Annotated in this window: 26 protein-coding genes and 2 pseudogenes; 13 read left to right on the forward strand and 15 right to left on the reverse strand. The window is 37.6% G+C overall.

What is annotated here, in order from left to right; translation table 11 throughout:
- The first annotated feature begins 159 nt into the window (after window positions 1-159).
- Entirely contained in the window at window positions 160-1050 is an 891-nt protein-coding gene (locus MMO38_RS09925) for an ATP-binding protein (protein WP_241323426.1), read from the forward strand.
- A gap of 77 nt (window positions 1051-1127) precedes the next feature.
- Here MMO38_RS09925 and MMO38_RS09930 read toward each other — a convergent pair whose 3' ends face one another.
- On the reverse strand, window positions 1128-1688 hold the full coding sequence (locus tag MMO38_RS09930) for a TetR/AcrR family transcriptional regulator (RefSeq protein ID WP_241323427.1): 561 nt from the start codon (window positions 1686-1688) through the stop codon (window positions 1128-1130).
- A gap of 92 nt (window positions 1689-1780) precedes the next feature.
- On the opposite strand from MMO38_RS09930, the gene MMO38_RS09935 reads away from it, so the two are divergent.
- The 3 genes from MMO38_RS09935 (at window position 1781) to MMO38_RS09945 (ending at window position 3965) form a co-directional block, all read left to right on the forward strand.
- On the forward strand, window positions 1781-2320 hold the full coding sequence (locus MMO38_RS09935) for an HPP family protein (RefSeq protein ID WP_241323428.1): 540 nt from the start codon (window positions 1781-1783) through the stop codon (window positions 2318-2320).
- 152 nt (window positions 2321-2472) lie between these two features.
- Window positions 2473-3045 (forward strand): TetR/AcrR family transcriptional regulator, encoded by a 573-nt coding sequence (locus tag MMO38_RS09940; RefSeq protein WP_241323429.1) that lies wholly within the window; start codon window positions 2473-2475, stop codon window positions 3043-3045.
- A gap of 2 nt (window positions 3046-3047) precedes the next feature.
- Window positions 3048-3965: an EamA family transporter gene (locus MMO38_RS09945; protein ID WP_241323430.1), complete on the forward strand. Its 918-nt coding sequence runs from the start codon at window positions 3048-3050 to the stop codon at window positions 3963-3965.
- A gap of 91 nt (window positions 3966-4056) precedes the next feature.
- Here MMO38_RS09945 and MMO38_RS09950 read toward each other — a convergent pair whose 3' ends face one another.
- Together MMO38_RS09950 and tsaD are read right to left on the reverse strand one after the other, a co-directional pair.
- Complete coding sequence (locus MMO38_RS09950) at window positions 4057-4560, reverse strand: hypothetical protein (protein ID WP_005196124.1); 504 nt, start codon at window positions 4558-4560, stop codon at window positions 4057-4059.
- 255 nt (window positions 4561-4815) lie between these two features.
- Window positions 4816-5823 carry a tRNA (adenosine(37)-N6)-threonylcarbamoyltransferase complex transferase subunit TsaD gene (gene tsaD, locus MMO38_RS09955; protein ID WP_241323431.1) on the reverse strand — a complete coding sequence of 336 codons (1008 nt, stop codon included), beginning with the start codon at window positions 5821-5823 and terminating at the stop codon, window positions 4816-4818.
- Between the two features lie 145 nt (window positions 5824-5968).
- Between tsaD and rpsU the strand changes: the two genes are divergently transcribed.
- Together rpsU and MMO38_RS09965 are read left to right on the forward strand one after the other, a co-directional pair.
- The gene (rpsU, locus tag MMO38_RS09960) at window positions 5969-6184 is read left to right on the forward strand and encodes a 30S ribosomal protein S21 (RefSeq protein ID WP_004652785.1); all 216 of its coding nucleotides are present in this window, start codon (window positions 5969-5971) and stop codon (window positions 6182-6184) included.
- Between the two features lie 28 nt (window positions 6185-6212).
- Window positions 6213-6659 carry a GatB/YqeY domain-containing protein gene (locus MMO38_RS09965; protein ID WP_005196120.1) on the forward strand — a complete coding sequence of 149 codons (447 nt, stop codon included), beginning with the start codon at window positions 6213-6215 and terminating at the stop codon, window positions 6657-6659.
- A gap of 88 nt (window positions 6660-6747) precedes the next feature.
- On the opposite strand, the gene MMO38_RS09970 is transcribed toward MMO38_RS09965, so the two are convergent.
- The 7 genes and pseudogenes from MMO38_RS09970 to MMO38_RS10000 form a co-directional block, all read right to left on the reverse strand.
- A complete protein-coding gene (locus tag MMO38_RS09970) occupies window positions 6748-7107 on the reverse strand; it encodes a hypothetical protein (protein WP_241323432.1) in 360 nt (119 codons plus the stop codon).
- 36 nt (window positions 7108-7143) lie between these two features.
- Window positions 7144-7509, reverse strand: a complete 366-nt coding sequence (locus MMO38_RS09975) for a GFA family protein (RefSeq protein WP_241323433.1) — start codon at window positions 7507-7509, stop codon at window positions 7144-7146.
- A 78-nt stretch (window positions 7510-7587) separates the two neighbouring features.
- A pseudogene (locus MMO38_RS09980) lies at window positions 7588-7689 on the reverse strand (N-acetyltransferase); the annotation flags it as partial.
- A 93-nt stretch (window positions 7690-7782) separates the two neighbouring features.
- Window positions 7783-9180, reverse strand: a complete 1398-nt coding sequence (locus MMO38_RS09985) for a M48 family metalloprotease (RefSeq protein WP_241323452.1) — start codon at window positions 9178-9180, stop codon at window positions 7783-7785.
- A gap of 160 nt (window positions 9181-9340) precedes the next feature.
- Entirely contained in the window at window positions 9341-9928 is a 588-nt protein-coding gene (locus MMO38_RS09990; RefSeq protein WP_034594973.1) for a 1-acyl-sn-glycerol-3-phosphate acyltransferase, read from the reverse strand.
- Between the two features lie 101 nt (window positions 9929-10029).
- Window positions 10030-10995: a D-glycerate dehydrogenase gene (locus tag MMO38_RS09995; RefSeq protein ID WP_241323434.1), complete on the reverse strand. Its 966-nt coding sequence runs from the start codon at window positions 10993-10995 to the stop codon at window positions 10030-10032.
- An 18-nt stretch (window positions 10996-11013) separates the two neighbouring features.
- Window positions 11014-11661 carry a hypothetical protein gene (locus MMO38_RS10000; RefSeq protein ID WP_241323435.1) on the reverse strand — a complete coding sequence of 216 codons (648 nt, stop codon included), beginning with the start codon at window positions 11659-11661 and terminating at the stop codon, window positions 11014-11016.
- Window positions 11662-11942: 281 nt separating this feature from the next.
- Between MMO38_RS10000 and MMO38_RS10005 the strand changes: the two genes are divergently transcribed.
- The gene (locus tag MMO38_RS10005) at window positions 11943-13043 is read left to right on the forward strand and encodes an MBL fold metallo-hydrolase (protein WP_241323436.1); all 1101 of its coding nucleotides are present in this window, start codon (window positions 11943-11945) and stop codon (window positions 13041-13043) included.
- Window positions 13044-13119: 76 nt separating this feature from the next.
- On the opposite strand, the gene MMO38_RS10010 is transcribed toward MMO38_RS10005, so the two are convergent.
- Both MMO38_RS10010 and umuD read right to left on the reverse strand, forming a co-directional pair.
- On the reverse strand, window positions 13120-14418 hold the full coding sequence (locus MMO38_RS10010; RefSeq protein ID WP_241323437.1) for a Y-family DNA polymerase: 1299 nt from the start codon (window positions 14416-14418) through the stop codon (window positions 13120-13122).
- 6 nt (window positions 14419-14424) lie between these two features.
- On the reverse strand, window positions 14425-15036 hold the full coding sequence (gene umuD / locus MMO38_RS10015) for a translesion error-prone DNA polymerase V autoproteolytic subunit (protein WP_004671968.1): 612 nt from the start codon (window positions 15034-15036) through the stop codon (window positions 14425-14427).
- A 293-nt stretch (window positions 15037-15329) separates the two neighbouring features.
- On the opposite strand from umuD, the gene MMO38_RS10020 reads away from it, so the two are divergent.
- Complete coding sequence (locus MMO38_RS10020; RefSeq protein WP_005196110.1) at window positions 15330-15560, forward strand: hypothetical protein; 231 nt, start codon at window positions 15330-15332, stop codon at window positions 15558-15560.
- Between the two features lie 212 nt (window positions 15561-15772).
- Here MMO38_RS10020 and MMO38_RS10025 read toward each other — a convergent pair whose 3' ends face one another.
- On the reverse strand, window positions 15773-16000 hold the full coding sequence (locus tag MMO38_RS10025) for a hypothetical protein (RefSeq protein WP_005196108.1): 228 nt from the start codon (window positions 15998-16000) through the stop codon (window positions 15773-15775).
- A gap of 512 nt (window positions 16001-16512) precedes the next feature.
- On the opposite strand from MMO38_RS10025, the gene MMO38_RS10030 reads away from it, so the two are divergent.
- Window positions 16513-17391 (forward strand): SDR family oxidoreductase, encoded by an 879-nt coding sequence (locus MMO38_RS10030; RefSeq protein WP_241323438.1) that lies wholly within the window; start codon window positions 16513-16515, stop codon window positions 17389-17391.
- Between the two features lie 51 nt (window positions 17392-17442).
- Complete coding sequence (locus tag MMO38_RS10035; protein WP_241323439.1) at window positions 17443-18411, forward strand: class I SAM-dependent methyltransferase; 969 nt, start codon at window positions 17443-17445, stop codon at window positions 18409-18411.
- Between the two features lie 23 nt (window positions 18412-18434).
- Here the strand turns inward: MMO38_RS10035 and katE are convergent, their stop codons facing one another.
- Together katE and MMO38_RS10045 are read right to left on the reverse strand one after the other, a co-directional pair.
- Window positions 18435-20570, reverse strand: a complete 2136-nt coding sequence (gene katE, locus MMO38_RS10040) for a catalase HPII (protein ID WP_241323440.1) — start codon at window positions 20568-20570, stop codon at window positions 18435-18437.
- A gap of 50 nt (window positions 20571-20620) precedes the next feature.
- The gene (locus tag MMO38_RS10045; protein ID WP_241323441.1) at window positions 20621-22033 is read right to left on the reverse strand and encodes an iron-containing redox enzyme family protein; all 1413 of its coding nucleotides are present in this window, start codon (window positions 22031-22033) and stop codon (window positions 20621-20623) included.
- A gap of 234 nt (window positions 22034-22267) precedes the next feature.
- Here MMO38_RS10045 and MMO38_RS10050 point away from each other — a divergent pair.
- The 3 genes and pseudogenes from MMO38_RS10050 (at window position 22268) to MMO38_RS10060 (ending at window position 23576) form a co-directional block, all read left to right on the forward strand.
- Window positions 22268-22733: pseudogene (locus MMO38_RS10050) on the forward strand (CinA family protein).
- Window positions 22734-22975: 242 nt separating this feature from the next.
- On the forward strand, window positions 22976-23161 hold the full coding sequence (locus MMO38_RS10055; RefSeq protein ID WP_005196089.1) for a hypothetical protein: 186 nt from the start codon (window positions 22976-22978) through the stop codon (window positions 23159-23161).
- A 94-nt stretch (window positions 23162-23255) separates the two neighbouring features.
- The gene (locus tag MMO38_RS10060; protein ID WP_241323442.1) at window positions 23256-23576 is read left to right on the forward strand and encodes a hypothetical protein; all 321 of its coding nucleotides are present in this window, start codon (window positions 23256-23258) and stop codon (window positions 23574-23576) included.
- Window positions 23577-23640: the final 64 nt, after the last annotated feature.

Genomic DNA, 23640 nt, shown 5'->3' on the forward strand with positions numbered 1-23640 from the left:
ATGATTTTTTTCTCATTCTGCACCTATACAATGCAAAATGCTGTCGCAACAATCAAGGATAAAATCGACTTATTACAATCTTTTCGATGAGATCTTCTTATTTCAACAACAGCAATGATAGTATTCCTATTCATTGATCACTGTGTTTGGTTTGTATTTATGGCTCTTCTTGATTTACCGGAATCTATTCTCCAATCGTTATCCAGTGTTTTGGCACAATTACAGCAAACGCTCCCTGCACCAAAACAACCGACTGATTTCTCAGCTATCGCTTTTCGATGGGAAAATCAACAACTACTCGCCATTCAACAACCCAAAAAAATGCATTTGGAAGACCTAAAAGGGATTGAACGTCAAAAAGACAAAATTATTCAAAATACCCTACAGTTCTTAAATGGCTTACCTGCCAACGATGTTTTACTCACTGGCTCACGCGGTACAGGAAAATCATCGATTGTACGCGCCCTACTCACTGAATATTCAGCTCAAGGTTTACGTCTCATCGAAATCGAACGAGATGATTTATCTGATTTACCCAAGATCCAAAAGCTAATTGAACATCGCCCTGAGAAATTTATCGTTTATTGTGACGATTTAGCCTTTAACGCTGAAGATGAAAATTATCGTAGTTTAAAAAGTGTATTAGACGGTTCACTACAGTCTGGTTCGAGCAATTTCATTATTTATGCCACCAGTAACCGCCGTCATTTATTACCTGAGTTTATGCACGAAAATACGCCTGTGCGTAAAGTTGATGTTCCGCAATATACTGAGCTACATCCACAAGAAGCCATTGAAGAAAAGATTTCCCTTTCTGATCGTTTTGGTCTGTGGCTGTCATTCTATCCGATGGATCAACAGCTTTATTTAGAAATTGTGGAACACTATATCGTTCAAGCAGGTTTGCAATATAACGATCTGGTTCGTGGCGAAAGTTTGAAATGGTGTCAGGCACGCGGTCAACGCTCTGGTCGAGCAGCCTATCAGTTCTCTAAGCACTGGATCGGTTCGCAAAATCTAGAGAAATTGTCAAACTGCGCATCAGGTTGATTATGTTTCCCCAAGCGGCAAGAACAAGCCTCTGAAACGATTTCAAAGGCTTATTTAAAATTGCTGTACTTTCGTTTCTAAAGAGATGAATGACTAAAAGCATCCACGATTTGGTTGATTGAACTTTTGATATCAGCGGCAATTTTTGCATCATATCCTTCCACCAAAAAGCGGCTAATCAAACCTTCAATCAAGGTGTAAATGATTTCAACCAATGCATCTGCATGAGGGTTTGATTCAAGACATTTTGCAATTAATGCTCGAATCCAAATCTTATGTTGTTTAGAAATCATAATGATCTCTTGATCACCCAAATGAGATTCTGCAACCGCTCTGACGAATAAGCATCCTTTAAAGTTGTCTTCTTGAAACCAAAGCAGATGCCAATCAATGAGTTGATTCAGTGCCTCTACTCCCGTGGCATTACCGATATAGGTGATTAGCCGCTGTCTAAACTTCGCGTCTCTAGACTCTAGTACAGATCTCACCAACTGATTTTTATTTTTAAAATAAGTGTACATCGTAGTCTTTGAACAGCCTGACTCATCTCGAATCAAGTCAACGCCAACACCGACAAAACTATTTTCATAAAATAATTTTTCGGCGGTATTCAAAATTTTACTTGCTGACTTTGACATAAAACTTTACCTAATTAAAAACAGTACAGATCTGTACTATTTTTAATTTTAGTCTTATTATTGACTGAATACAACGATCTTGTGAGATTAAAATGTTGTCGATATTTCATGGTAAAGAGCATCTCGCTCCTCCACCTCAATCCATTGATATTATTAGAAGTCTAATTGGCGGGACATTCAGTATTCTGATCTTAGTCCTCTTGAGCAAGTGGACCAATAATTTATTTATCATGGCACCTTTCGGCGCAAGCTGCGTGATTTTGTATGCCGTTGCCCAATCCCCTTTAGCCCAACCCCGCAATGTGATTCTGGGACACTTTGTTTCAGCTTTGATTGGCTTAGTCTTTCTTAAAATTTTAGGAACTTCAGCATTGAGTATTGCACTTTCCGTCGGTTGCGCTATTGCTGCAATGCAACTGTTACGTTGCGTTCACCCACCTGCTGGCGCAAATCCATTAGTCATCTTGCTCACCGCAAATACCATTCAATACCATTGGAGCTTCTTATTTTTTCCTGTGTTATTGGGATCGATCGCGCTGGTGCTTGTGGCTTGGTTAGTCAATAACATTAAGACCGATAAGAAATGGCCCACTTATGGACTCGCCTTGATTCACAGCAAAAAAACCAAATAAGCGATTTGATTAAAGAGACTATTTGCTCTCTTTAATCTTGGTCGCATCAGCATACAAAACTTAGGATCAATCAATAAATCCATCTTCTCTATTGCATATTTTCTAACCCCACCCTAGAATTAGGTAGATCAGTATACCTATTTAAAATCATTATGAGCACTAAATCTGCAAAACAAAGAATTTTAGCTACAGCTTCAACGCTGTTCTATCAAGACGGAATCAATAGCACAGGGATCAACAGCATCATTGATCAAGCCAATGTCGCAAAAATGTCGCTATATAACAATTTCAAAACCAAATCAGAATTGGTCAGCTGTTATATCGAAGCACGTCATCAAGAGTGGTTAGATTTATACGAGAAAAGAAAAGCAACCATCCTATCACCTATCGATGGCGTCTTGGCTGTTTTTGATGCCTATCAAGATCATGCCGAGTTTGCCTACGAAAATGGTTTCCGCGGTTGCGGTTTATTAAATGCAGCGGCAGAGTTTCCAGCCCATAGTCCAGAACGTTTAGTGGTAAAAAAACATAAAGATGAAGTTGAAAGCATCGTGGCAGATCATCTTAGTCAAATGATTGATGATCGTGAAAGAGTTAAGCAGCTCTCGCTATTACTCTCTTTTCTTTTAGAAGGTTCAATTGTCTTAGCGGGTCTGGAAAGTTCAAGTGCCAAAGTTTTTGCAGCCAGACAAATGGCTCAATCCTTATTAGAACAAGAGATTTAAAATTGAGTAACTCATCATTAAACCTGAGTTCGCATTACGGTTTTATCGCGGTTTTAGTCGCTTCAATTTTATGGGGTACGACGGGTACTGTGGCCTCTTATGCTCCCAATCTAAGTCCTTTAGCGATTGGCGCGATTGCAATGGGTGGCGGTGGACTTTTACAGGCATTACTCGCGCATAAAAATATCCTTGGTCATTTACCACAGATCCGTTCATATTTCCCTCTCCTGTTGGTTGGGATGATTTCTGTTGCCATATATCCGCTTGCCTTCTACTCATCTATGCGAATGGCAGGCATCACCATCGGTACTGTGGTTTCGATTGGCTCAGCGCCTTTGTTTACAGCGCTACTTGAAAAGTTTTTTGATAAAAAGGCACTCTCGCTAAAATGGTTTATTAGTTTTATTTTTGGTGTTGCTGGGGTATTGCTTTTATCAATCGGAGAATCGCACTCCCAAAGCTCATCGCAAAGCATTACAACCGACCAAAAAACTTTGGGAATCATTCTTGGACTTATCGCAGCACTTACCTACTCACTCTATTCATGGGCTGCCAAGAAAATGATAGATCGAGGTGTTGACTCTAGAGCATCAATGGGTCTGATTTTTGGATTCGGCGCTTTAATTTTATTGCCGACTTTATTTTTTACAGGCTCAAACTTATTTGATGAACCCGTAAATCTATATGTTGTTGGCTATATGATGCTGATTCCAATGTTTTTAGGTTATCTATTATTTGGTTATGCCTTACAAACGATTTCTGCCAGTACCGCAACAACCTTAACTTTATTTGAACCACTGGTGGCCGCACTTTTTGCTGTATTGCTAGTGGGTGAGCGACTCGCAACGATTGGTTGGATCGGTATGGTTTTTATTTTTGTATGTTTGGCTGTACTTTCTAAGAAGGATAAGTCGAATTAATTTTTTGCTTACTCGGAAAAGTACAAATTTGAGCATCGATGCAGAAAAAAGTTCCTCTGCATCGCTTTCGCTCTTCTATAGAACTTTAATATCAGTATTCTTTTGCTAATTTTTCCAATGTTGATAGCATTTTTTTCACCACACTTCTTTTATGCTGCAACATATTTTTGATATTAGCTGGATTAAAACCCGTCAATTTAGCAATACCTCGACTGGTCATATATTCACCTGTCTTTTCAAAGTGCTTTTGACTCAAGGCTGTTTTAGCATCAGAGAATCTAATCGCTAACTTATAATCACTAAATTCAGACCATGCACCCGTCTTATATTCATCCAAATCAAATTTGTTTTGATGAGGTGGTTTATCTCGAAGAATATTATTCAAGCGATTAATAACGATTTTTTCCTCACTCTTTTCTATCCGTTGATAAAGTTCAGTTTCCTCAAAAGTTCGCCCTAAAGAGATATCTTTTCTGAATTGCTCAATTATTTTTTTATCTTCAGATGTGTCATGTCCCTCACCCTGTTGGATGAGACATAGAATCTTAAATAAAGACTCTAATCTGCCACATGTAAAAACATAAGAAATTTTCAACTTTTGTACTCCGCTATGAGTCTTAGCTCATAAAAATAAATAATTTATCCGACACTTTAACACGATAGGATTGACTCCAACCCCTCACCATGCATATAAATGAATCATCTGATTTTTAAAAAAATAATAGACCACCTTCATCATTCTTTAGTCTCTCGGTATTTTTTCCCATAAGGAGAAACAAAAAATTTATGAAAGAAGTCTAATCTAGGTTTACTCGAAGCTTAGCTTCCAATAAAAGTGATCAGTTCTATTTTAGGTTGGTTTTAATTCAGTCATCGGCCATCTCGGTGTAGTCGTTACTGCGAGATCATCCTGCTGCCCAGCTTTTAAACGTTGATAGCCTGCAAACGCAATCATGGCACCGTTATCGGTACATAAGGCCGGCTCAGCATAATAAACTTGTGCCTTAATCTTTTTCAGCGACGCTTCTAATTGCTCACGTAAACGAAGATTTGCACTAACACCACCAGCAATGACTAAACGTTTTAAACCTGTTTGCTTTAAAGCCTTCACTGATTTTTTAACTAAGGTGTCGACAACCGCTTCTTGGAAAGATGCAGCAACATCCGCATCACGATTTTCTTCACCTAATTTTTTCAACTGAACAGAAACCGCCGTTTTTAGCCCACTGAATGAAAAATCCAAACCTTGGTGCAAGATTGGACGTGGAAATGCAAATGCTTGGGCGTCACCTTGCAGTGCAAGTTTTGCGATATTCGGCCCACCTGGATAGGGTAGTTTCATCATTTTCGCAACTTTATCAAAGGCTTCACCCGCCGCATCATCAATCGACTCACCGAGTAACTCATACTGACCAATACCATGTGCAGCCATCAGTTGCGTATGCCCACCTGAAACCAACAAAGCGACAAACGGAAATTCCGGTGGCGTATCTGAAAGTAATGGAGCAAGCATATGGCCTTCCATATGATGCACACCAATCGCAGGTTTATTGAAAGCAAATGCCAAAGTACGACCAAATAATGCACCTGTCATCAATGCACCCATCAAACCCGGACCGCGTGTATAAGCAACCGCATCAATTTCGTGTTTTTTCACGCCGCTTTGTTCAAGCAATTGATTAATTAAAGGAATCATTTTACGAACATGATCCCGTGACGCCAGTTCAGGTACGACACCACCATATTCTGCATGCAGTTTAATCTGACTATAGAGAACCTGCCCCCGTAAGCCGAGCTCGCTATCATAGAGTGCTAACCCAGTTTCATCACACGAAGTTTCTAAGCCCAAAACAATCATTAAACTGCCTTTACAACGATCAAAAATAGTATCAGCGCTATTATAGACTTGTGATCTGAGTTGTAAATGAGTAAAATACTGACCTTCACTTGCGATCTAGTGCAATAGTGCGTTAGATCTTATCCATCATCTTAGAGGATTTTACATGCCACAAGTTAAGTTGAAAGAAGGCGAACCAGTAGACGTAGCTATCCGCCGTTTCAAACGTTCATGCGAAAAAGCTGGTGTTTTAGCTGACGTTCGTAAACGCGAATTCTATGAGAAACCAACTCAAGAACGTAAGCGTAAAAAAGCTGCTGCAGTTAAGCGTTATCAAAAGAAATTGACTCGCGAATCTGTACGTACTACTCGCCTTTACTAATTAATTTGTGATTGACTGCTGAAAAACTATGATGACTTTGAAGAACCAAATTACTGACGTATTAAAAACTTTTATGCGTGCCAAAGATATGGCATCAGTAACGGTGATTCGTGGTCTACAGGCAGCAATTAAGCAAATCGAAGTCGATGAGCGCATTGAGCTTGACGACGCTCAGGTTCTTGCGGTCATTGAAAAGCAAATTAAACAACGTAAAGAATCGATCAAAGCCTTTTCTGGCGCTGGTCGTGATGATTTAGCTAGTAAAGAACAAGCCGAAATTGAGGTGTTATCTCAGTTTCTACCAGAAGCTATGACTGAGGAAGAACTTGATTCTCTCATTGAGCAAACGATTGCTGCTCAAGGAGCTACTAGCATGAAAGATATGGGTAAGGTGATGAATTCTCTACGTCCGATCATAGCCGGGCGTGCCGATCCTGCACAAGTTTCTTCTAAAATTAAAGCAAAATTAAGCTAATCAGCTCAGTTAGGCTTTATACCTCTCCTTTTATATATTTAATAATAAATTGGATTCATTTAAACAATGAACCCAAACACGCACCTGTTTATTTAAAATCACACTGAATATTGTATTTAGCGATCATTTGCATTTCTTTTGATGCAGTCACTTGATGAATCACATCTTGTTTCGTCATCGTGGCGTATTGCCCTGTTAGATGTGACCGATTCTTTTCGATCGCCCCATAAGAGTCCTGCACATATTGATTTACAATAGCGCAATATTTTGCCTGCTGCTCAGGCGTGAAATGTGAAAGTTGTGGATCTAGGCTACGCAAAAAACTCCGCATGTCTTGCGCATAGGTTGCTGTTATTTTCTCTACAGCACGTACATATTGCTCAACTGAAGCCGCTGAACTCACCCCTACGAAACTCATCGCAAAAATAAAACCAATAATTTTCTTCATCAATTTTTAACTTCTTTACCACTCAAGCCAGCCATCTTATCTTAATTCAATAAATTTTGGTTTATGCTCGATAAAAAATTCTTCTTTGGGTGCAGGAATATGCCCCTCTGTCACTGTACCTAAACGCAAGCGAATGATATTTGGCAAATCTGTACGATAAGAATAAATCGGGCTGGCACAATATTGACAAAATACTCGCGCTTTATTCGGAGTGTGAAAATATTCTTTGAGTTGGTCTTGGCCTGAGATCAATTCAAATTTTGTTTGATCAAGCGGACTATTCCAACCCGCGATTGCACCTTGCGCCTGCTGACAGTGCTGGCAATAACACAAGATACTATTTTCAATTTCACCATGATATTGATATTGCACAGCGCCACATAAACATTGCCCCTTAATCATAAAATCCCCCTCCTTTTCAATTGATTTCTATTTATGTTACGGCAATTATACTTACTCTTTTATTATTGATGACTTAAATCAATTGTTTAATTCCAGTATTTCACCTGCTAATCCATCGTAATCTTTAAATGCTTTATGCTTAAAACCCTGACGCGTTAGAATCTTGCGTGAGGCAAGATTTTAAAATCTTGTATGTTGAATTTTTCTAATTTAATTTCCATGTAATTACTCTCAAATTTTCAGCAAGCTAATTCCACCACATCAAATTAAGAATTAAATTTTCCTACGATAGTCATCTTGCATTTGCTTTAAACGAGATTCAATTTTCGCTGACATTGCCATATTCCCTTTTGCAAGTCGTTGCGCATGTAACATCGATTTAATCGCGTTTTCTTCATAGCCTGACCAATACTCAACCTCTGCACGATAGCATAAGACATTCACGGCTTGTAATGGTGAGCTTTTGTCTAAGTTTGCTGCTTGTTGCAATAGTTGCCATCCTCGAATATCACGTTGGTTCTTATGAATGAATCGTTGAACTAAGGTTTGTGCTTGTGCAACTTGTCCTTGTCGAATTAAGACTTCTGCAAATTTATAAGATAGTGCTCGATTCTCAGGCATCGTCCTTTGAATGGGCGCAATCGTATTCTCTGCCAGCTCAAGTTTATTTTGTCCCAAATAAATATCTGTTTGAATAAGCGGAACCAATATATGAGATTTTAATCTTGCTTTCACCAAATCAAGATTTGACTGTGCTTGAGCATAATCACCTTGCTCTAAATAAAACTTACTGAGCGCCAGTTGCGCCGCAACATCTTTCTGCGTAGCTAGAGATTGAATTTGTATTTCTGTGGCTTGATTTGAAACAACTTGGGTATACCATTTTAATATCGCGAAATCGAGGTCATAAATCTTTGACTTCACTTTAGGCAGTTGATTGGCACGTAATCTTGCCTCACTCATCCGTTCAGTGGTTAAAGGGTGAGTGAACCAGAAATCTGGCAAAAAGCTGACTCGACTGGTGGCTCGATGCATGGTTTCAAAATAATCCGCCATACTTTGCGGATTATATCCTGCAGCATACATAAATTGCATGCCGATACGATCTGCTTCACGCTCTTGATTACGACTATAGCTGAGTTGTTTATCAATTAAAGCGGCTTGCGTCCCTAGCATTACTGCTGAACCGACATCCCCATCTGCCTGCGAAGCAATTGCAGCACCGACGAGGATCCCAGCCAAAGCCAGTAAGCCTTGTCCTTTAAATGCTTCTTGTGATCGACTGTAATGTCGTTGTGTGACATGGGCGATTTCATGCGCCATCACCCCAGCGATTTCATCTAAATTTTTAGCGGACGTAATCAAACCTGTATTTATTGCAAATAAACCACCAGGTACAGCAAAGGCATTAATTTGGGGATCTTTGATCACCACCAAACCAATCGGCTGCCCCAGTTGGGTTTGACTTAGAATACCTGAGAAAACTTGTAAAAATTGATCTTCCAACCAAGCGTCTTGCACAGTAGGCATTTGTCGATGAACTTGTCGATAAACTTTTTCACCGATGAATTTTTCTTTTTGTTGATCAAGCAACCCTATTCCACCGCCAATATCAGGGACTTCAGTTGCTCCCATCACCTGTGTAGGTAAAAGGACTTGAGTATGACTCAGTTGGGTCGTGGCAAATAAGCCACATGCAAGCAGCAGCGGTCTCAAGGGGTTTCTCTATGATTCTAATGGAGAAATTTAATATAGCACTGAAAATGAGAGGAATTTGCAACAAAGTGTTATAGAAGACAGCTTTTACTGTCTTCTTTTATATTTTTAGAGGCTATTTCTTCGCGCTGTAGCGTTGGTCTACGCTAAATTTTTCTGGAAACTTTGCATGAATCTCTGCATAAAAAGCCATGATTTCAGTCATATCTTTTTCATAGTCGCCTGATGGATAAATGATTTTGCCAACACCAGTTTTTTTCTTGGCATAGTCCATATACGCCAATGCAATTGGCACACCTGCCGCAACCGCGATATGGTAAAAACCTGTTTTCCATTGTTCTTGTTTGGCGCGCGTTCCTTCTGGGGTCACCAACATCACCAGTTTCGGATGCGTTTTAAACAAGTCACTCATCAATTGAACCATACTTGGTCGTTCCTGACCTTCTTGTTTCGCGCCACGATCGATACCAATACCGCCCATCGCACGTACAAAAGGCCCAAAAGGAAGTTTCATATAGCTGTCTTTAATGGTGAGGCGAACATTTACCCCCAACGCTTTCAAAGCCAAACGGGCATATAAAGCATCCCAGTTACTGGTATGTGGTGCAGCAATCATCACACATTGGTCAATATCCAAATCCCAATGATTATCAATTTCCCACCCCATCAAGCCCAAACTTTGCTCAGCTAATTTCTCGAACACAAACACCCCAAGTCCAAATTACAAAGGGCGCAAGTGTAGCAATATTAATCAGCATTAAAACATAGATTAGAGCAATTATTCAGCAATCAACATGTAAGAATTTATTCAAATTTTGGATTGACCAAATAACGTGGCGTTCGATCTTCTAAAGCATCTATCAAGTTTTGATAAGCGAGATTGGCCATTTTATTCCGTGTTTCAATCGTTGCTGAACCAATATGAGGTGCAGTCACCACGTTTGGCAGCTCAAATAAGGGAGATGCCTGTAATGGCTCTTTGGCATAAACATCTAAGCCCGCAGCAAAGATTTTATTGTGTTGTAATGCCTCAAGCAGTGCATTCTCATCAATCACAGAGCCACGTGCGATATTGATAAATACAGCATGTTTCTGCATCAACTCAAACTGAGTCTCTCCAATCAGCGCCTGTGACTGGCTATTTAAATCAACGGCAACCACAATGAAATCAGATTGTTGTAAAAGCTGATCCAAGTCAAGATATTGTGCATTGAATGCTTGAGCGACTTCTATTTTTTCACGGCGATTATGGTACAAGATGTTCATATTGAAGCCATAAAAGCCTCGACGAGCAATTGCTGCGCCAATATGACCTAGACCAATAATCCCCAAAGTCTTACCAAATACATCTACACCAAATTGTTCAGTTGAAACCGTTCGTTTCCACTGCCCTTGTTTGGTCCAAGCATCCAATTGTGGAATTTTTCGTGCTGCACTTAGTAATAAACTAAAAGCCAAATCCGCTGTGGTCTCTGTCAATACATGCGGCGTGTTTGCGAGCCAAATTTTTCTTTGATTCAGATAATCGATATCGTAATTATCATAGCCCACTGAAACAGTAGAAATAATTTTAAGTTTTTGTGCAGGTGCTAAGTTACTTTGATTGAGTAAACGCCCAGCACCAATCATGGCATCTGCATCCACAACTTCAGCTCGGATTTGCGCATTGATATCACCCAACTTTGGGTTGAGTACCACTACCTGATAATCTTGCTGTAACCGTGCTAAAACGTCTTGATTAATTTGACTAAATACAACAACTTTCTTCATTATGAAACATCCACTCTTTTATTGCATCAATTGCCACAATCGTCTTTTTAATAAGGGTTGAGCAATCATTTCTTCCAAACTGCCTAAATGCAATATATTAGAATGCTGAATAAAATCTAGATGACCTAAACATAAAATCTTTTTATTGGTGGCGGTCGCATCCAAGAAACCTTGAATATATGAAGATAATCCACGATTTTCCTGAAAAGCTGCCAATGGAAATGGCCATTTCAACTCAGCATATTGTCCCAATCTGGCTTTCTGAATATTCTGCCACAGCTGTCTTTGAGCATCGCTCAGTTGACTGCTTTCTAGCAAAATTGCACAGCTTTCTAAAACGTACATTTGCAGCTCAAACGCTTGAACTTGTGTCGTTATAACGACCTGCTCTTTTTCAACAACAATGTCTTTGACAACAGGCTTTACGACAACTTCAGTTGCTTGAGGAACGTCTGTTTCAATTATCGGCGGCGTTGCTACTGGTGCGACTTGGATGTTTTCAGAAATTGGCGCTGTATCAAATGTAAGCACAGGAGATTGCGGGGTTTCTTCGACAACTTGATCTCGCCATAGATTCGGTGCAGTATTTTTTTGACATACAACCTCTCTAGGAATCCAAACATCTATTCCTAAAGTTGCTAATATGTTTCTCTGCTGCCCAATCATTTTACCTACTCGTTCTGCTAACGCACAGCCATTTTCAATACTGTTATTTGCCTATAGTCTAGCATAAATCACAGCCCTCTAAATGGCTTCCTTTTGCTCAATCACACCAATACCAACACGATCGCTTGATCAAAATACCTTTCTCCTTCACTTAGACAAATATTAAATAAGAATAGATGATTTTTCATTCGTCGACTTTAGACAATATTTCATCATTTTGTCGCTTTTACTTTTTATTAATGTTGATTATCAACTGCCCAAATAAAAAGGGAATGCGATTTATGCTTATTGTTTTCACCCTCACTCTCGTCCTGCTTATTTTTATCTGCGTCTTATATTTACAACATCCTCTTTTTGGCAAAAGCCCCTCTGGTGAACGACTGCAACGTATCAAAAACTCTCCTAACTACCAACAAGGTCAATTTCGCAATCTCACTGAAAAATTAGGCATGGCCTATTGCTCTCATACTTTTCTTGAACTTTATAGGACATTTATCAAAACCATCCCTCATCGTAGACCCAAAGATATTATTCCCTCGATTAAAACCAATCTCCAAACACTAGACCCTCAGCAAGATGTCATGATCTGGTTCGGACATTCTTCCGTATTTATGCAACTACACGGCAAAAAATTTTTAATTGATCCTGTCATGAGTGGCAAGGTTTCTCCTTTGCCGTGGGGAACACGCGCTTATCGAGGAACCGATATATACACCGTCGAAGAATTACCTGAGATTGATTATTTACTGATTTCACATGATCACTATGATCATTTGGATTATAAGACCATTCTTAAATTAAAGAATAAAGTAAAATATGTGATCACTGGCTTAGGTGTTGGCGAACACTTTGAATATTGGGGCTATCCCAAAAGCATGCTGATTGAAAAAGATTGGGGAGATCGCGTTGAGTTTGACGATGGCATTACCATTATCACCGAAACCACACATCATGATTCAAGACGTGCTTTCGATGGCGGAAAAAATTTGTGGATTTCCTTCATTATTCAGTCACCGAGCAAAAAGATCTTTTATACAGGCGACGGCGGTTATAACAAGCACTTTGTCGAAATCGGTCAAAAATACGGGCCTTTTGATTGGGCATTGATGGAAAATGGACAATATGATGCCGCTTGGCATGCAGTACATTGCCATCCAAACGAAGTGGCACAAGCGACTGAAGAACTAAAAGCGCGCAATATGATTCCCGTGCATCATTCCAAATTTAGTTTAGCTAAACACCCTTGGTATGAACCGATCACAAGAATTGCTGAGTATTCAAAATCGAGGAAGTATCGTCTTGCAACCCCAATGATTGGTGAATTAGTGGAACTGGATAATGATCGGCAAAGCTTTAAGCAATGGTGGGAAAATATTCGATAAGCTGTACTAGCTCAACAATCAGAGCACATCGTACATATTCCACGCGAATGCCTTTGGTAATGCTGATTTAAAAAATCTACCCAACTCTCAAAACCTCATCCCACTTGGTCAGATAACTGGGTGATTTATGATTTTGAGTCATCCCCCAAGTTCGTCCTTGTGGAGTGATCAATCGCCCGAACGTCATCACATCTCGCCCAAATCGCTTATTAATCTCATCAAAAGCAACCGAAAGATTCTGACGCGCGATCAGTTCATCCGTATCATGGAATAAATCAACCGCATGGCTGTGTCGCGGAATGATGTCTAACAAAATGACCTCTGCTTTTTTATAACGATGCCCTGCTAGATAGATTCGATCTAAACCTTGCTGTACCGCTTTTATAATTTCTAAACGATCGTCACTATAATCAGCCAAATACACCATGGTAAATGGACGATAATATTGTTGTTTGTTAAATCGATTGGTTCGGATACTGATGCCAACCGCCTTGCATAATAAGTTTTGTTTGCGAAGCCGCTCTACTGCCCGCAAGCTAAACTCAGTTAAAGCACCACTTAGGCTATTTTTATCTTCAATTGGCTGACCAAATGAACGACTGCTTAACACTTGCCGACGATCTGAAATCACATCTTCAATTTCCAAACATGCCATTCCTTGTAGTTCTTTGACTGTATTTTCCATCACTACAGAAAATTGCTTCCCAATCATTTTAGGATCTGCTTGAACTAAATCCATCACTGAACAAATATTCATTTTTTCTAAGCGCTGTCGAATCTTTCGTCCGACACCCCACACCTCTCCTACGGGTGTATAAAGAAGTAAGTCTTCAATAATACAAGGATCTTCATCAACGATATTACAAACACTATCGAAACAGGCATGCGTTTTAGCTAAGTTATTCGCAAGTTTTGCTTGTGTTTTGGAGTATCCGATACCAATACAGCATGGCAACCCCAACCAGTTTTTGACTGTCGCTAAAATCTGACGTGCATATTCACTCAAATCATAACTTTGTTGATGGGCAGTCAACTCTAAAAAGCATTCATCAATCGAATAAACTTCTTGCTCACAAGGATCAACAAAACTACCCAGTATATTCATGAAACGACGTGACATTTCTGCATACAAGGCATAATTGCTTGAAAGTACTTCGACCTGATGCTGGCGAATAATCTCTTCAATTTGAAACAATGGAACAGCCATTTTTATGCCAAGTTTTTTTGCTTCATAAGAACGAGAAACCACACAGCCATCATTGTTTGAAAGTACCACCACAGGACGTTTTTCTAACTTTGGATTAAATACACGCTCACAACTGACATAAGCATTATTTACATCGATCAAAGCAAAAATACGTTGTGATACATTCATTTACAACTACCTCATCGGCTTCAAGTTATATGTCACCACACCCCAAATCACCAATTCTTGCCCCTCATGAATATAGATATTCTGAAAATCAGGGTTTTCAGCCTTTAGCCAGACTTTTGGTGGGTTAAAATGATGATCAATCATCAAGCGTTTCACGGTAAAATCATTGTCAATCAATGCAATCACAATATCACCCGACTTCGCTGGGATACTCCGATCAACGACCAAGGGATCATCAATGTCAATTCCGACATCTAACATCGAAAGTGAATTGGCTTTCACAATAAAAGTGGAGTTTTCATTTCGAATTAAAAACTGATTTAAATCCAGTGCTTGCTCTACATGATCTTGTGCAGGCGATGGAAATCCCGCAGCAACACGTTCCGTTGCCAGTGGAATGTGGTAAATTCGATCATTGTTCGCTTGAACATTCTGAATTTTCATTGAAGAGGTCAAATCTGTATGCGTGCCGGTTTTGACATTATTCAGTAACCAATTTTTGATGAAATCCACTTGGGATTCAGGAACACGAATCACTTTGGTCGGTTCACTGAATTGCGCCTTTCGCCCAGCATTTGCTCTCGCACCGCCATGCTCAAATTCATTTTTTTTGGACATCATTCCCCCCAACCCAAGTGATTAACAACAGTAATTCAATTTAACTTGAAAAAGTTACAAATTCAAGTTGACGTGCAATTAATTTTGCATAACAATAAATTTCATAGATCAACCACTCACTTGTTGAACTTAGACAAGGATGTAAAACAAAGTGAGATTCTTATTTTAAATGAATGACTTATAATGCATTTCATCTTCACACAGCATTTAAGTTATTGATCTAATTTACGAATAAGTTTGGTCTATCAGCCGTTAGGTTTTATTCAAATATTTTTGATGTGGAGACATGAAAAATGGACAGTCGACGTGATGCAATTCTTGGCTATGCTGATGAACAACATGCTTACTTTATTCGTCTTATTGAAAACAACACTGTACTAGGCAATAGTTATGGATTGTTTTGTGAAAGCCCGAATAGTGAAGCAGCAGAAAGTATTATGACTACCCTCTTCTTAAAGAAATCTTTTTGGTTAAATGGTTCTGAATTTAATGATATTGTTAAAGGGCTCAACCCAATTACTTGATAGATATAAACATAAAATATATTTTCATTATAAAGAGCTTGCTAAGCTAAAATCAGCAAGTTCTTTTCTTGATTTTTAAACACTTATAACTTAATACACAATATAATCTAAATTAATATATACCAACACGATAAAATATTTCAATAAAACAGAACTCACTTATCTAATTTAAATAAGTGAGTTGTTTTCATAAAAACTTAAGCAACTGATTTTTAGATAAATCTCTTATCATTAACAACAGAAATTATTTTATAGGTTTTTCCATCGAATTCATCCTCAAAAATAAAATCTATATTTGGAAAAATATTCCGCCCCTCAACTTCAATATGTTCCACTCTCTTAAAGAACGGAATTTCGTGATCCTCTATGTTATTCAGCTGTGCAACAACTATAGATTCATTTTCTTCTTGATCTTTAATCATCACAGTGATCTTGTTCATGATAATTCTCCCGAATAGTACTGTCTACTATGTAAAAAATTTATATCGTTGTCGACTAAATGGTTGTAACAAGAGTTATAACTTTTATATTTTTTTTACTTCACTCGCTAAGCAATTGAAAGATCAGAGCTATTTATGGTTTTTTTAAATATTTCTTAACCATTACGTTACAAAGAACCTAAAAATATTTCAAAACAATTCAAGAAAATACTATTTAATAAAGTCACGATAGAAAATAATATCTACCCTCAACTGAAAAAAATTCGTCACAATTATAACCATTCAAAAAAAATTAATATTACCATCATTTTAATTAATCATAATTTAAAAATCCGCATCAGAAAAAATCAACCAAACAATCTTGACGCTATAAATCTGGATTAAAAGACTTACATATACTAAACCCTCTCTACGGAATAAATACAAATAAAACCAATCTAAATATAACTTTTACTCAAAATAACACGTTTTAAAAAGATTATAGAATATATGCATAGTAAGGAAACCCTAAGATGAACAAGACAATCCATGATTATCCGACTTCAGCACCCGCTCAAGAACAACAGCATCAACCTGGTAAACAAACACTGATGCACCCTATCCCAGAGGTTATCAAAACAACACATCGAGGAAGTGATAAGCTTAAAGACAAGGTCGCTTTAATTAGTGGTGGAGATAGTGGCATAGGTCGCTCTATTGCCGTTTTATTTGCAAGAGAAGGTGCAGACATTGCTATTGTTTACTTAGAGGAACAAGAGGATGCAGAGGAGACAAAGCAGTTTGTAGAAAAAGAAGGTCAACAATGTTTGTTAATTAAAGCGGATATCACTGATCCAAATGTTGCCATTGATAGTGTCGACAAAGTGATCAATGAGTTCGGTAAAATAAATATTTTAATCAATAATGCAGCGGTACAATTTCAACAAAGCGATATCGTGAATATCAGCGATGAACAACTAGAAACAACTTTTAGAACCAATATTTTTTCCATGTTTTATTTTACCAAAGCGGCACTTCCTCATTTAAATGAAGGAGATAGCATCATTAACACCACAAGTATTACCAGTTATCAAGGTCATGATGAATTAATTGATTACGCAAGCACCAAAGGCGCGATTACAACCTTTACTCGGAGCTTATCCAATAACTTAATGAAACAGAAAAAAGGAATTCGCGTAAATGGGGTTGCACCTGGTCCAATTTGGACACCATTGATCCCGAGTAGTTTTGACTCAGAAACTGTGGCAGAGTTTGGTAAAAATACGCCAATGGGAAGAATGGGACAACCCAGTGAAGTCGCCCCTGCTTTTCTATTTCTAGCTTCAGATGATGCCAGCTATATTACGGGACAAGTGATCCACGTCAATGGTGGTGAAATCGTCAATGGTTAAGTAAACAATCAACCTCGGCTCAGAGGTTTTTATAAAAATAAGAGACCGATAATGAAACAACACCTTGATACATCGCTTCTCCAGCAACATGCTTTGCTCTTTTTATTAAAATTTTTAAAAGAGCAAAATTATCGATTTACAGTAATTACGCCACTAACCCATGAACGTATTATAAAAAGAAAGGAAAGTTTGTCATCAAGGTCTACAACGCTTAGAGATATTTTCGGATGGAATCTGACTTTCGCTCCTGAAGATTTAGACCCTCAACTCTTTGTCCTCTTGGAAAAAGCAGATCTTATCCACATTGAGAACAATCAGTGTTTCAGTAAAATCCGTGTTGCATCATTGGAGGATGAATTATTTATTCATTCTGCTTTTCCAACCGTAGAAAATGATGCCGTATTTTTTGGCCCCGATACCTATCGATTTTATTATCACCTTAAGCAATATTTACTCACCCAATCTCCATCCTGCCAACGAGCTGTGGAGTTATGCTGTGGGACATCCGCTGTCGCGATTTCAATTGCCAAACGCTTTCCCTCAATTTCTGAGGTATTTACTGCTGACATTAACCCTAAGGCCTTGTTTTATAGTCAGGTAAACCAACAATTTAATGGCTTAGAAAATATTTATCCTACTCATAGCAATTTATTTTCTGATTTAGAAGGGAATTTTGATCTTATATTTGCCAATCCCCCTTATCTAATGGATATCCAAGAACGGCAGTATCGGCATGGTGGAAACAATTTAGATGGCACAGAATTGTCCTTCAACATTCTAAGAGAGGCTGTAAAAAGACTTGCCCCGAATGGTAGCATTTTTCTATATACAGGAATCTCAATCGGCCAATACGGCAATAAATTTTTGGAAGCCATTCAAAGTTGGATCATCAATTATCCAACTTTGAAATGTAGCTATGAAGAAATTGATCCTGATGTATTTGGCGAAGAGTTAGAACAACCGAACTACCAACACATCGAAAGGATTGCAGTCGTTTTAGTCAAAATAACTGCAATCTAGTGTTTATCATCATACCCAATCAACTAAACTGGAATCGCCGCTATCAGCGCTTCTCTTGACCAAATTCGGTGATGTCGCAGAAGATGTTTTAGTTTTTCTGCGACATGACGAAAATCGTCCTGTATAAGCGTTCCTTCATCAGGGCTTAACTCAAGTTGATCCAACAATGCTGATTTATCTCCTAAAAAGACCATAGGCTTTAAATGCTTATAAGCTTCAAGTAAATAATGTTTGGTCACACCATCTGCGGAAACCATATTCGAATTATCACCATCTACGATAATGACAGCATCATATGCAATCGAAGGTTCGGCTTTCTGCATCCCATCAGATGTGATTTCTTCATCTCGCATACCTTTTACTGGAGCGAGCACTGGGGTTAGTAAATGAGCAATCACCTTCTCTTTCATCGCCCAATTCTGAATCGTACGCACACTTTCAGCATTGACGTTATCATGAATTAATACCGCTATTTTTCTGCCTTTAATATCTTCGGGGATAAAAGCTTGCATAGAAAGTCGTTCAGACTTTTCGATCATGGCATGTTTGAAACTCTCGACCAAATCAGGCACTTTTATTCCTAAATTTTTGCCGACTTGTTGGGCTAAATCTATATCAATATTGGCCAAAATAGATTGCACTTCTCTTTCTCTAATGTATTGACGTTTAACCTTGCTTAATTCAAAGGTATAAGCGTCCACCACGTGTTTCTGTTCATGTGGCGCTAAACTTTGATAATACAAACGTGCTTGAGAAAAATGGTCGGAAAAAGATTCACTACGCTGACGAATTTTATGACCATCAACACGTTCCTGATAACTCTCGAAACCACCATTCTGAGTAGCGACAGGAACTTCTATCGGCCAATTATTGTCAATTGAGTTAGGTTGATAAGATGCCTGCCCTTTATGAATTTCAGATTGATGCATTGCATCTCGTTGATGATTGTGAAAAGGACATACAGGCTTATTAATCGGAATTTGATGGAAGTTCGGTCCACCTAAACGACTCAGCTGCGTATCAGTATAAGAAAACAAACGAGCTTGTAAAAGTGGATCATTGCTAAAATCTATACCAGGTACAATATGACCTGGACAGAATGCAATCTGTTCTGTTTCAGCAAAAAAATTGTCAACATTTCGATTAAGTACGAATTTTCCGAGCGGTGTTATCGGCACTAACTCTTCTGGGATAAGTTTAGTAGGGTCAAGCAAATCAAAGTCAAAGCTCATTTCATCTTCTTCTTCGATGATCTGCACGCCTAATTCCCATTCAGGATAAATGCCCTGCTCAATAGCTTCATATAAGTCCCTACGATGAAAATCAGGATCTTTGCCTGCTAATTTTTGTGCTTCATCCCAAACAAGTGCATGCACGCCTTGTTTTGGAGTCCAATGGAATTTAACAAATCTTGCTTTTTCATGTGCATCGATCAATCGGAAAGTATGCACACCAAAACCTTGGATCGAACGTAAATTACGTGGAATAGCCCGATCTGACATCGCCCACATCACCGCATGAGCAGATTCGGGTACCAATGATACAAAATCCCAAAAAGTATCATGTGCACTTCCTCCTGTTGGAACTTCTGTATGCGGTTCTGGTTTGACTGCATGAACAAAATCAGGAAATTTAATGCCATCTTGAATGAAAAAAACAGGCGCATTATTACCAACTAAATCAAAATTACCCTCTTGGGTATAAAATTTGATGGCAAAACCTCGGATATCACGAACGGTATCCGCAGAACCACGCGGGCCTTGTACGGTCGAACACCGTACAAAAATAGGTGTTTGAATCGTCGGATCAGTTAAAAATCCTGCTTTTGTAAAACGTTCATTCCCTTCATATGCCTGAAAATAGCCATGTGCGCCGACACCTCGAGCATGCACAATCCGTTCAGGAATACGTTCATGATCAAAATGAGTGATTTTTTCTCTTAAAATAAAATCTTCGAGTAGTGTTGAACCTCGAACGCCAGCCTTAAGACTATTTTGATTATCGGAAATTTTCACACCTTGATTAGTCGTCAATGCTTCATTGGTTGCATCTGTTCGGACCTGATCAAGTTGAGCTGTTTTCTCTGTCGTATTGCACTTATCAGGAGTTTGACCTGCTAAGGCGCTTTTCGTTTCGGTATTTTTAGTGTTGTCATTCATGTAGCGACCTATTTACAGTTAGCTAGAAAATAAAAAGTTTTGATGAATCGTTATCGGTTAAATGAACTTGTTAAATAAGGAAATAAAAGTTCCGTATATTTTTGCGTACTCCATAACCCTATAGTTTTGTGATGAGTATCTGGAGCTAAAAAAGGTGTCAACTTTGAAAGCTTAAGGGCCAGATTACTGGTCTGACTAACTCTTATTTGCAAGTTTTCCAGTTCACCATCTGAGATATAACTAAATAAAAAATCATGGATCGATTGTTCTTTATCAACGTGTTGGTGATAAGAAAGAAAAGTAGAGGCGTACTGTTCTCCTGCAATCCAATCATGAATAATTTGTTTTTCTGTGGGATTAAATACCCCATACATCTTTCCATCTTGATGGCTAATCAATTTCCAAAACAAACTTTCTTCAGGGGCTTTATTAAGTTTGATCCATTTTTTTTCTATCAATTGGTTGATAAAGCTTTCGATGTCATCAGGATTAGAAAGCCATTGATTAATAGATTTACATCCGATTTGCTGTTTCTCGTTATGCATTAACTGCCCAATCAAAGCTTTCCGCTTTAAAATTTTATGAACGAAATCTTCTAAGTTGAGATTGTTAATAATTTGCAGTGAGGTAATTCCATGTTGATTTAATGCATAACCACGTTTTAGCTTATCGATGAAGACGTCTTTATCCTTATATTTAACACACAATTTTTCCAATGTTTTTAAAGATTTATAAGCATGTCCATTATCAAGGTTATCAATCGTAATATGTAAGTTAAAATATTTTGAATCAATCCCTAATTCTTTAAGCTCATAATTAGTGATCAGAAGATGCAAAGGCAATTTCTCATAACCGAAGTTAAATCCTACGATTTCTGGAATAAATTCTGGGGGTGCATACCCTAAAGCCAATTGAATTGCGGCATGGTGGTAGTATTCATCATCGAGAAAAAGCTCAAAATCATCTAAACCTAGAACGCTTAAAAGATCATCATAAATACATACGTGATTGGATTTAGCTGAACCCAGTCCCAATTCCTCCAAATAAATCAAAATAAGATCATGAAATGCAGGATCATTCCAATAATTGACAATACTATATAACCAAGAGCCATCAACTTTTTTTATCGGTGAGACTTTAATCAGAAATTCAAAGGCTTGACCTATATTCTTAAAATATTCTCGCTGGCCACCTAATTGTCTTCGGCTTATATAATCTTGATAGGCATTTCCCGTTTTTTTATTTTCCTCTAGATACCAGTGCTTTATATCACCGATTTGATCGGGAAAATGAACATCATCTAAACATACTTGTTCAAGTTCCATTTTTAATAAATTGACAGACTTCTTCTCTTTTTCAATGTTAGCAATATTCCCGTCAAGGAAAAAAGAAACTAACTCATAATAATTTTGATGATCATCCTGTATCAAATCAAGTAACCTTTTTTTGACGACAACTGGCATTTTCACTCTCCAAGTTGAAAACATAAAAACAAGCTTACGACTTACTGCCTTTATTCATACCGATTTTTTGTTAAAGCACGTTAACAAGAAAACATATTGTTTTAAAAAAATCTTTTTATTCAAACATATATAAAATAATAGAATTACAATCCAATATTTTGAATTATTTAAAATTAAAACAAATAAACTAAATACTCAATAATTTAATCAATCATTAAAAAAGGTGATCAAATAATGTTAAAGACAACATGTAAAATATTGGCGAAGAAAAAATTAACAATATTTTTCTTTGAGAGTGCTTCTGCTGGTTATTTGTCATACCAGTTCTCACTCAACCCACTTTCTGGAAATATCTTAGTTGGTAGCTTGGTTTGCTATGATTTAAGTGTTAAAAAAGACTTACTTAAAGTTTCATCAAAATTAATTCAAAAGCATACCGCTGAATCAATGCAAGTAACTAAAGAAATGATTAAAAAAAGGGAAGAAAAAAATTAAATCCGATATTTATGTTTCATGTACAGGATTATTGAAAAAAGGTGGATCTGAATCAAAGGAAAAACCTGTAGGGACATTCTTCTATTGTATTGATTATAAAAACAAGATTTATAGTTTTAGAACTGAATATAAAGGAAAACCAGAAATAAAGTTACAGAACCTTTTGATAGATATATGTAAAAAAATTGAAGAAATCATAAGCTGAGGATATAATTTTTTGATTTGTTTCATCCTGTAGTACAAACATGAAGTTATATTAAATAATGTTTTTGTTTCTAAGACTGTTATATCTACAAGTCTCTATTAATTAATTAGTTAATATAAAAAAACAATTACATTTAAATATAGTGAAACATGCTCACCCACCTCAAAATAAAAAAATATGTTTTACTAAAACCATCTGATGTACTCAGATAATTTTATTATAGTTAAATGAGGTATACGATCATGAGTAATACAAATAATCAACCGAATGAAGAACGTAACAATCAGCAAAGAAAACAACCAAATGATGATAATCGCCAGCAACAACATCAGCAACAGCAACAAGACAAGCGCGATTCTCAACAACAAGGTTCAAACCAAAAAGACGCTAATCGTCAAGGATCGAATCAAAATAATCAACAAAAGTAATATTTGATTATTTTTGATCTGAAGAGATTTAGGAGAATAGTTAAATATTCTCCTAAATTTTATATTCAATCGATTAGTGATTCGGAGAGTTCTAATGAAAGAAGTAGATATTACAAATCAACATCAGCAAAATCCACGTGTTACTATTGATCCAAATGATCATTGGCGTAATAGCTATGTCACCCGTCCCTATTATCAAGAAGCTCAACTTGATACACCAGATTTAGATTATGACCGAGATTTTTCAAAAGCTTATGAACTTGGTAGTCGAGCACGCTCTGAATACGACCGTGATACTCAATTCGAAGATGTCGAGGGTAGTTTAGAGAAATCATGGGAAGAGCTAAAAGCTGAATCTAGGCTAAAATGGGAACATGCTAAACAAGCGGTTAAAGATGCTTGGGATAAAATATAAAACTGACGTGTTGTAAAAAATGAGCTTATTTTTTAATAAGCTCATTTTATTTATGTAATATAAT

This window comes from Acinetobacter sp. NIPH 1852, assembly GCF_022549455.1.
Classification (GTDB): domain Bacteria; phylum Pseudomonadota; class Gammaproteobacteria; order Pseudomonadales; family Moraxellaceae; genus Acinetobacter.